At 62.3% G+C, this 8,753-nt stretch carries 6 protein-coding genes; 1 reads left to right on the top strand and 5 read right to left on the bottom strand.

Annotation, left to right across the window (positions count from 1 at the left end):
- Positions 1 to 150 precede the first annotated feature (150 nt).
- From P1T08_17515 to glnA (P1T08_17505), 3 genes are all read right to left on the bottom strand, one after another.
- Positions 151 to 957 (bottom strand): methyltransferase domain-containing protein, encoded by an 807-nt coding sequence (locus P1T08_17515; protein MDF1597881.1) that lies wholly within the window; start codon positions 955 to 957, stop codon positions 151 to 153.
- Positions 958 to 1,041: 84 nt separating this feature from the next.
- Positions 1,042 to 1,668: a winged-helix domain-containing protein gene (locus tag P1T08_17510; protein MDF1597880.1), complete on the bottom strand. Its 627-nt coding sequence runs from the start codon at positions 1,666 to 1,668 to the stop codon at positions 1,042 to 1,044.
- Positions 1,665 to 2,990, bottom strand: coding sequence for a type I glutamate--ammonia ligase (gene glnA, locus P1T08_17505; protein MDF1597879.1), 1,326 nt, complete (start codon positions 2,988 to 2,990; stop codon positions 1,665 to 1,667). The genes P1T08_17510 and glnA (P1T08_17505) overlap by 4 nt, the downstream gene beginning before the upstream one ends.
- A 355-nt stretch (positions 2,991 to 3,345) precedes the next feature.
- On the opposite strand from glnA (P1T08_17505), the gene glnA (P1T08_17500) reads away from it, so the two are divergent.
- Entirely contained in the window at positions 3,346 to 4,770 is a 1,425-nt protein-coding gene (gene glnA / locus P1T08_17500) for a type I glutamate--ammonia ligase (GenBank protein MDF1597878.1), read from the top strand.
- Between the two features lie 71 nt (positions 4,771 to 4,841).
- On the opposite strand, the gene P1T08_17495 is transcribed toward glnA (P1T08_17500), so the two are convergent.
- A complete protein-coding gene (locus tag P1T08_17495) occupies positions 4,842 to 7,121 on the bottom strand; it encodes a DUF3160 domain-containing protein (GenBank protein MDF1597877.1) in 2,280 nt (759 codons plus the stop codon).
- Positions 7,122 to 7,183: 62 nt separating this feature from the next.
- Complete coding sequence (locus tag P1T08_17490; GenBank protein MDF1597876.1) at positions 7,184 to 8,656, bottom strand: CapA family protein; 1,473 nt, start codon at positions 8,654 to 8,656, stop codon at positions 7,184 to 7,186.
- Positions 8,657 to 8,753 lie beyond the last annotated feature (97 nt).

Raw genomic sequence — 8,753 nt, 5'->3', positions numbered from 1 at the left:
TGGTCTCCGGCATCACCCACGACTGGCCCGCCGCCAACCAACCTCACCGAAAGCCACTTTTTCGGCAGCCACCTAGAGAGCTAGCCCCCCGTTCTGGCGTCAGGAAGCGCGCCATTCTGGGGGGTTTCTGACGCCAGAATGGGGTAGTGGTCAGGTTCGACCGATCGCCAGGAAATGTGGAGTCGCTCCGAGCAGTGAGGGGGCCGACTCCAAACGGCGAAGGAGGTCGAGTACTGCCCTCAGCTTGTCGGGATCGGAGATTCGCTCTTCCAAGTCCCGGGCCGCCCACGACATGCCTTCCACTGCCACGATCTCCACATCTGTGAACCCCGTCGCCTCGAGTTCTCCTACAAGTTCATCCGGCAGATGAAAATACGCGGTCGTGAAGAACCTGGGATCTGCGGTGTGGTTGGTGTGCTTGCCCGTTGCCAAATCGACGTGCACGGTCCGTTCGAAGTCTTCGTGGTCGATGAAACCAGAGTCGAGTCCGTCGATGGCGGAGGCGTATCGGGTGATCCCTGCCACGAATAGGAGACCGCCCTGCCTCAGGACGCGGTGGGCCTCACGCAAGGCTGCCAGGCGGTCGGAGCGTTCCTGAAGGTGATAGAGCGGACCGAACATCAGAACTGCGTCGAAGCTGTCGTCGGTGAACTCGAGTTGGCCGGCCACACCGAGCTCGGCCGACGGTACTCCGGCCTCCCGCGCCTGTTGCACATGGAGGGCGACCGGGTCGATCAATGTCGGTCTGTGACCAAGGCTGGTGAGCCAGACCGAATACACGCCGGGGCCTCCACCGATGTCCAGGATCTCGGCGGGAGCCTCCGGGAGGTAGCGCACCAGAATCTCCTTGGTCCGGATCAGCTCGATCCTGCCGAGGCCGTCCTCACTGAGGCGCTGAGATTCGGCGTACAGGTCAGAGTAGTGCCTGTCGATCTCCGCAGGGATGAGCGGGTCCATGGGCCAAGGGTAATCCCCGTTCTGGCGTCAGGAAGCGCGCAATTCTGTCGGGTTTCTGACGCCAGAACGGTCAAAAGCTGGTGGTCAACCGAACCGGTAGCCCACCGATCGCACCGTCGTGATCCAGCTCGCCCGCTCTTCGCCCAACTTGGAACGCAGGCGCCGCACGTGGACGTCCACGGTGCGGGCGCCCCCGAAGTAGTCGTATCCCCACACTTTTTGCAGCAACTGCTCGCGGCTCCAGACCCGCCCCTGGTGCTCGATGAAGTAGCGCAGCAGTTCGTATTCCATGTAGGTGAGGTCGATCGGCTTTGCGTCGATGGTCGCCTGGTAGGTGGCGAGGTTGAGTTCGAGGCTCTTGTACTCGACCGATTGGATCCCCTCCTCGTGACCGGCGAGGCGGCTCACCCGCAAGCGGAGTTCGAGCGTGTCGATCGGTTCGTTGATGAAGTCGGCGATCCATCGTTCGTGTTCGAGGAGTGTGGTCTGGGTCGACGTGATCACCACCATGACCGGACAGCCGATGTCTTCCGATATTCGCCTGGCTTCTCGCAGCTGCTGCAGCGGTTCCGAACGAAGATCGACCAGTGCGACACCCCATTCGCCGTCGGCGTCACCCGCCTCGACCGGGGTGGCGAGGGCACCGGCCAGCATCAGAGCCTCGGTCAGCTCCTGCAGGTCTGCGGCGGAGGAAACGGCGACGGTTATCACAGGATGGGAAGATACCTCTCGAGTTCAAACTCAGACACGTGGTTCTGGAATTTGTCCCATTCCTTCCGCTTGTTGCGAAGGAACCACGAGAACATGTGCTCGCCGAGCGCATCCGCCATCAGCTCAGAAGCCTCCATGGCGTCGAGTGCATGATCGAGCGTGGCCGGCAACCTGCCGACTCCCAGCGCCTTACGTTCGGCGGTCGTCATCTCGAAGATGTTGTTGGACACCTCGGCGGGTAGTTCGTAGTTGTTCTCGATCCCGGCCAGGCCGGCAGCCAGCAACACCGAGAAGGCGAGGTACGGGTTGCAGGCGGAATCGGGTGCGCGGTACTCGATGCGCGTCGAGGAGGCCTTCCCGCGCTTGACCGTTGGGACCCTGATCAGTGCGGACTGGTTGTTGCGCGCCCAGAAGGTGTAGATCGGTGCTTCGAAACCCTTCACGAGACGTTTGTACGAGTTGACCCATTGATTCGTGATGGCAGTCAGTTCGGGAGCATGCTTGAGGATGCCCGCGATGAACCCCTCTGCCACTTTCGAGAGCCCGTTGTCGGCCCCGGCTTCGTAGAAGGCGTTCCGGTCCCCCTCAAACAGTGACAGGTGCATATGGAATCCGGAGCCGTCGTGTGCTTCGAGTGGTTTCGGCATGAACGTGGCATAGATGCCGTGTTCGATGGCGACTTCCTTGACGGCGAGGCGGAACGTCATGACGTTGTCGGCCATCGTCAGTGCGTCTGTATAGCGAAGGTCGATCTCGTGCTGGCTCGGCGCTACCTCGTGGTGCGAGTATTCCACCGGGATGCCGAGTTGCTCAAGAGCATTGATCGTGGTTCGCCGGTATTCCTGCGCAACGTCGAGCGGGGTCAGGTCGAAATAGCCGCCCTGATCGAGCACCTTGGGTTTGCCTTTCGAACTCTTGAAGTAGAAGTACTCGAGTTCGGGTCCGACGTAGAACGAGAAGCCGAGATCGGCGGCCCGCTGGAGGTTGCGTCGCAGCACGTAGCGGGGGTCGCCTTCGAAGGGCTCCCCATCGGGAGTGACGATGTCACAGAACATACGGGCGACCTGCTGTTCGGGCCGCCACGGGAGGATTTGAAAGCTGGCGGGATCCGGCACGGCCAGCATGTCGGCCTCTTGAACCCGGGCATAGCCGTCGATGGCCGACCCGTCGAACGTCATGCCTTCGTCGAACGCCGTCTCCAGTTCAGCCGGACTGATGGATACCGACTTCAGGAATCCCTGGACGTCGGTGAACCACAGGCGGACAAACCGGATGCCCCGCTCTTCGACGGTGCGAAGTACATACTCGGCCTGTTTGTCCACGTGGTCCTCCTTCTTGGTCGACGTCGGAAACGATACCCGAATGAAGCTCGCCGTCTCTCAATGCGAACCTCGAGTCAGGTGCCGAATGCCAAATCCCAGTGCGGGTTCCTAGGTGCATCCATGAGATCGCGACCGGCGTTCGCCTTTGTCGCTATTGACGATTCAAGGTGGACCTGCCCGAAACGTGGAATCTGAGACGGGGTTTGGACCCATCACCCAGGCCTTTCCAAGCCCGGATCTGTTAACCGTCCATTCACATTCGGGCAACCCGGCGGAAACGGATCCGTGGAACGCTCAGGGGAGCGCAGGGGCCGCAGAGCGGCGCCCGGAACCGGTACCCGAGGAGAATCCCAACGTGAGCAAAACAGCAGCCGATATTCTTCAGCAACTCGTTTCTGAGGAATGCCAATTCGTCGACCTTCGCTTCTGTGATCTGCCGGGTCAAGTCCAGCACTTCACCATCCCGGCCGACCAACTCGACGAGGATGGTTTCACTGAAGGGTTCGGTTTCGACGGATCTTCGATTCGGGGCTTCCAGGAGATCCAGGAATCGGACATGATCCTCAAGCCCGACCCGGCCACGGCGTTCGTCGATCCGTTCATGAAGCACAAGACCCTGGTGCTCTATTGCTTCGTCCATGATCCAATCACCGGTGAGCCGTACGACCGCGATCCGCGCTACATCGCAGCCAAGGCTGAGGCCTACCTGTCCGGAACCGGCATAGCCGATACCTCATTCTGGGGCCCCGAGGCCGAGTTCTACATTTTCGATTCCGCTCGATTCATGCAGAATGAGTTCTCGTCGTTCCATGAGGTGCAGTCGATCGAGGGTGCATGGAACACCGCGGCCGAAGAGGATGGTAAGAACCTCGCCTACAAGCCCGGATACAAAGAGGGCTACTTCCCGGTTCCTCCGACGGACCACTTCCAGGACCTGCGATCCGAGATGTCGCTCGAACTCGAGAAGCTCAACATCAAGGTCGAAGTCCATCACCACGAGGTCGGGACTGCCGGTCAGGCCGAGATCGACATCCGCTACAACACACTGCTGCGCCAGGCCGACGACGTCACGATCTTCAAGTATGTCGTCAAGAACGTCGCCTGGGCACACGGCAAGACGGTCACGTTCATGCCGAAGCCGGTGTTCATGGACAACGGCTCAGGGATGCACACGCACCAGAGCCTGTGGAAGGACGGCGTGCCGCTGTTCTACGATCCGAACGGATACGCCGGGCTTTCGGACATGGCCCGTTGGTACATTGGAGGACTTCTCAAGCACGCTCCTGCGGTGCTGGCATTCGCCGCTCCGACCACCAACTCGTACCGGCGCCTCGTGCCCGGCTACGAAGCTCCGGTCAACCTGGTGTATAGCCAGCGCAACCGGTCGGCTGCGGTGCGTATCCCGCTGTACTCCCAGAAGCCGGCGCTCAAGCGTCTCGAGTTCCGCTGCCCGGATCCTTCGGCCAACACCTACCTCGCCTTCGCGGCGATGCTCATGGCGGGTCTCGACGGGGTTCAGAACCAGATCGAGCCGCCCCCTCCGGTCGACAAGGATATTTACGACCTGCCGCCTTCCGAGTTGGCGAACCTGCCGTCCGTGCCCGGCAGCCTCGAAGAGGCGCTGGCTGCTCTCCAGGCCGACCACGACTTCCTGCTTCAGGGTGACGTGTTCACGATGGATCTCATCAACGCCTGGATCGACTACAAGCAGGTGCACGAGGTCGATGCGCTGCGGCTGCGTCCGCACCCGCACGAGTTCTCGATGTACTACGACACCTAATCGGAAGAAACTCCAGCGGATGGCCATCGGGTGGGGCGGGCTTTTTGGCCCACCCCACCCGATTCCTTTGCTCAACCTGCTTCAACCAGGAACGCGGTTTGCCAGGCGGGCCGGAGGCGTTCACCCCCGTCCGGGTGACCGAATGGGACGGGTTCGAATCGGTCCGGAACGCCGGTGTCGGCTCCGGAGTCCCATGAGGCCTGCAGCATGCTGCGCCACTCCTCGTCGGTGAGTCGCCCCTCCTCCTCCGGCCGCCAGAACTCGTAGTACGAGTACACACCTCCTTCAGCCACCTGGAAGCGCCCATCATCGGTGGGAACCAGGACGAGGAGTCGATCGATGTACCCGGTTCCGATCTCCAGGTACAAGAACGAAGATCGGGCAATATCTGCGATCAGGGCATCCATCGAGTCGAGACTGGACGGCAACCCGGTCGCAGGATCGATGTCCGAAGACGCCAGCCACAACGCCTCCATCGTGGTGGCGACGGCTTCGAGCCAGTCATTGTCGGCGGTCGAAACCGGTCGTCCTGCCAGCTCATCCCCGGCGATACCACCGAGTCGATCGACGAACGAGATCAGGTCGTTGAGTAGCGTCCGGTGTTCTTCGGTGAGCAGGCCCCGGTCGTCCAGGCCGTCCCTCAACAGCAAGGCAACCTGTGCTACCCGGAAGAACGCAACGGGGTCAGGCTCCACCCAGTGACGCGGTTCCTGTTCGATCCAGTCGCCGCCTCCCTCGTTCAGCACCGCCTGTTTGGCGTAGAGGATCGTGTCGTGCTTGAGCTCCGTGTACGAACCCAATCCGGTCATCAGGTCCTTGGCCGTCCAGGCCGGCGTCTGCATGAAGTCGGGGAACGCCCCGGTTTTCTCCGACCACTTCGGCTGGAGCGCATACAACCAGGCGTCGTACACCGTGGCGGCCCATTCGTTGATGGTCCTGGTGGCCAGGAGGTCGCGAAGGCTCGCTAGTTGTTCTTCGTAGTGGAGGTAGGCAGGTTCCTCCGCAGCCCGCTGTATCTCGAGCGCCAGGTTGGACCCCATGACCGCAGCCACATCGAGCGGCGACACTGAGACCCGGTGCTTCTCGGGTGGTGGTTCTCCGACACTGGGCCAGCCCAGCTGATCCAGCACGAACGAGTCGATGACGAAGCGAGCGCCCATGATGCGAACCGCGGCGGCTTCGGGGTTGATGCCCACCGCCCGGGTTTGAGCCAGGTCGGTGGAGATCCGCTCAATCAGGTCCAGGTCGGCCAGCGCGACAGGATCGGTTGCGAGGCCGGGGGCCAGGTCGTCGACGATGGCCAGAAGTTCCAGAGGCGTGTAGTCATCTGCCAGGCCGACCATGAATGCGGTCGGCTCGTAGATCAAGGTCCATGCGTCCACCAGGTCCGGGTCGGTGAATACCGCCCTCGCCACGAGGGCACCGATCTGCAGAGAACGGGAGTCGTTGAGGAAGAAGGATCCCTGGCCGAGCATCGACATGGCGCGGAAGTAGCGTTCCAGGTCGGCACTGCGTGTGTAGTGGCCCCTCGGTTTGAACAGGCTGTAGTCGACGAGGTTCGCAGCTGAGACTGCCGCGCTGCCTTCGACGAAGCTCGTGATCGGGGAGGGAACGAAGGCCACTCCTTCGAGAGCCAGCGCCACTTCTTCCTGAGCGAGCGGGCCGATCGGCCCCACATCGATGCCCAGCAGAGTGGCGGTTGCTTCGAGCAGTTGCTCCGCCCGGTCTGCCGCCTCCTCGAGTCCGGTTCCTTTGAGTTCCAATGCTTGGTCCCTGGTCGCTTCCAGCGATCCGAGGACGAATTCCTCGAGGATCGGGAGGAGCACGACCTCTTCGCTGTCGCGCAGTACCTTGGAGAACGCCAGGTGGAGGTAGTGGTAGGCGATGTCGGTGGTCACGAACATTGCGTGGTTGTCGTATGCGAACTGGCCGTACACGTTCTGGAAGAGTGACGCCCAACCCGGGACCACGACGAATCCGTTGGCGAGCAAGGCCGACTCCACGTCCGGATACCCATCGAGTAGTGCCTGCACAGGCGGGGAAAGCGTGACGCCGGCGAGTGACGAAGGAAGGGGAAGCCCGGCATACAAAGGCGTATCTCCCAAGAGGGGGATGTCGTCCATCTGAGCGAAAGCCTCCATCGGCCGTGGCTGGATCTGCATGGAGGCGGTGACGGCGATCGGAACCGTCGTCGTCGACACGGGTTGTGTCGACGTGGTGACGGGGGGCGCGTGAGTCGTCGAGGACGGGGGTAGGGTCGTGGATGGCGGGTTCGTGGTGTCGGCGCCGGTGCCCGTGCAAGCTGTCACGGTGAGGACGGCGACGACCAACAAGGCCGTTGGCCGGTGCATGTCAACCTCCATGGCGGTAAACGCCGGCGAAGCGGGACTGGTTCCCGATGCCGGTCCTTTCTTCATCGTTTGAGAACAAGAGGGTCGCTTTCTCCGTTGCGGTCGATATCGGCGCATGCCGGGCTTCCGTTACCTGTCAGTTCGACGGCGCCGGCGAAACCGAACCCCTCCCACCGAAAGGCGCCGGTGGCGACCGTCGCCGGGTCGTCCAGCTCCGAGTAGGCGACGGCGATTCCGCCATCGCACACGGCGAGGGCGGCGATCGGACGAAACAAACTTCCCGCCACCCACCACTGGCGGTAATCCTCCGGTCGGTAGACACCGAGATGGGCACTCCGGCCGGCGGAGTCCACCCAATCCCGATCGGGGAAGAGGCGGGTTATTGCGGTTTCCTCGAATGGCCTTCGAAATGAGACAACCAGGTCGACCTCGTCTTCTCCTCTGACGTATCCACGTCCGGCGTCAACCACGTCGCCTGCCGCGAAGTCCCGGGGAATCTCGGGGATCGTGGGTGCAAGGCTGTAGGGCTCCACCGGAGTCCACCAGTCGAGTCCGAGCAGCACCGCGTTGGCGGCGGGAGGTTCCCACTCGACGAAATGAACCCTTCGATCGGTGTGGTCGGTGACGCCTATCCGAAAAGCGACGACGCCCCCGCCGGTGACGAGCGTCTCGAGCAGCGCTCCTCGTTGTGTATCGATTGGCTGCTGGTCGAAGAGGAAGTTGCCGAGGCTGGCGGCGATCACCGTCCTCCGCCCATCCCCGTCGGGGTCGACGACCCGGGTGGGTTGGACGACGTGGGGACCGTGCCCCCATACAACATCTGCACCCCACGAAGCCAGGTCGGTGGCATGCTGGAGAAAGGCTGGGTCCGAATCGGTTTCGTATTCGACACCACCGTGCAATGAAACCACCACGATGTCGGCCGCCGCCCGCGCTTCTGCCACCATTACCCGCGCCGACTCGCGATTCCAGCGCACGATACCGGGCCCCGAGCCTGCCTCGATTCCCGTCTGACTGGCGTCGAAGGCGAGCGATGCAACGGTCAACCCCGCCGCGGTCGCGGAGTACCGGGGCCTGGCGGCGTCTGCGCCGTCCGCGCCTCCACCGACCACTCCGATGTCGGCCGCCTCTAGCGCCTGGATGGTATCGATGACCGAAGGTCTCCCTGCATCTCCCGCGTGGTTGTTGGCGATATTCATGACGTCGAATCCAGCCCGGGAGAGTAGGACGGCGAGGCCCGGAGACGCTTCGAGCGCGTAGGGGTTCGCCGAAACGTGGGGTAGGTCGGTTAGCGGTGATTCGAGGTTGGCGAACGCCAGATCGGCCGATCGCACGACGAAGCTCACGTCTGCGAACAAACCGTCCGGATCGGCGGCGGCAATCGGGGCGATCCCTCGACCGAGCATCACATCTCCGGCGAACAGCAGCGTGGAGGTGGCGGTGATCGAGTCTCCGCGCTCTCCAGGCGGATTGCTCGTTGTGCACGAGGTCAACAAGGCCAGACAGAGGAGCAGTGTCGATCGATGTAGATCCATCACCACCATCGTCCCAAATGACTAGTGGTCTGTCGCGGATTCAGTGATCTGGTTGAGGGCGGCTCGTCCTCGTTTGACTTTGGCAATGATTTCTTCG

This window comes from Acidimicrobiia bacterium (assembly GCA_029210695.1).
Lineage (GTDB): Bacteria > Actinomycetota > Acidimicrobiia > Spongiisociales > JAHEDJ01 > JAHEDJ01.
Note: the sequence above shows the minus strand (reverse complement) of the source record. Positions and strands in the feature narration are given on the sequence as shown.

Coding starts and splice junctions, on each gene's coding strand:
- P1T08_17495 (MDF1597877.1), bottom strand. CDS start 7,121: ATGCACCGGCCAACGGCCTTGTTGGTCGTCGCCGTCCTCACCGTGACA.
- P1T08_17490 (MDF1597876.1), bottom strand. CDS start 8,656: ATGGATCTACATCGATCGACACTGCTCCTCTGTCTGGCCTTGTTGACC.
- P1T08_17515 (MDF1597881.1), bottom strand. CDS start 957: ATGGACCCGCTCATCCCTGCGGAGATCGACAGGCACTACTCTGACCTG.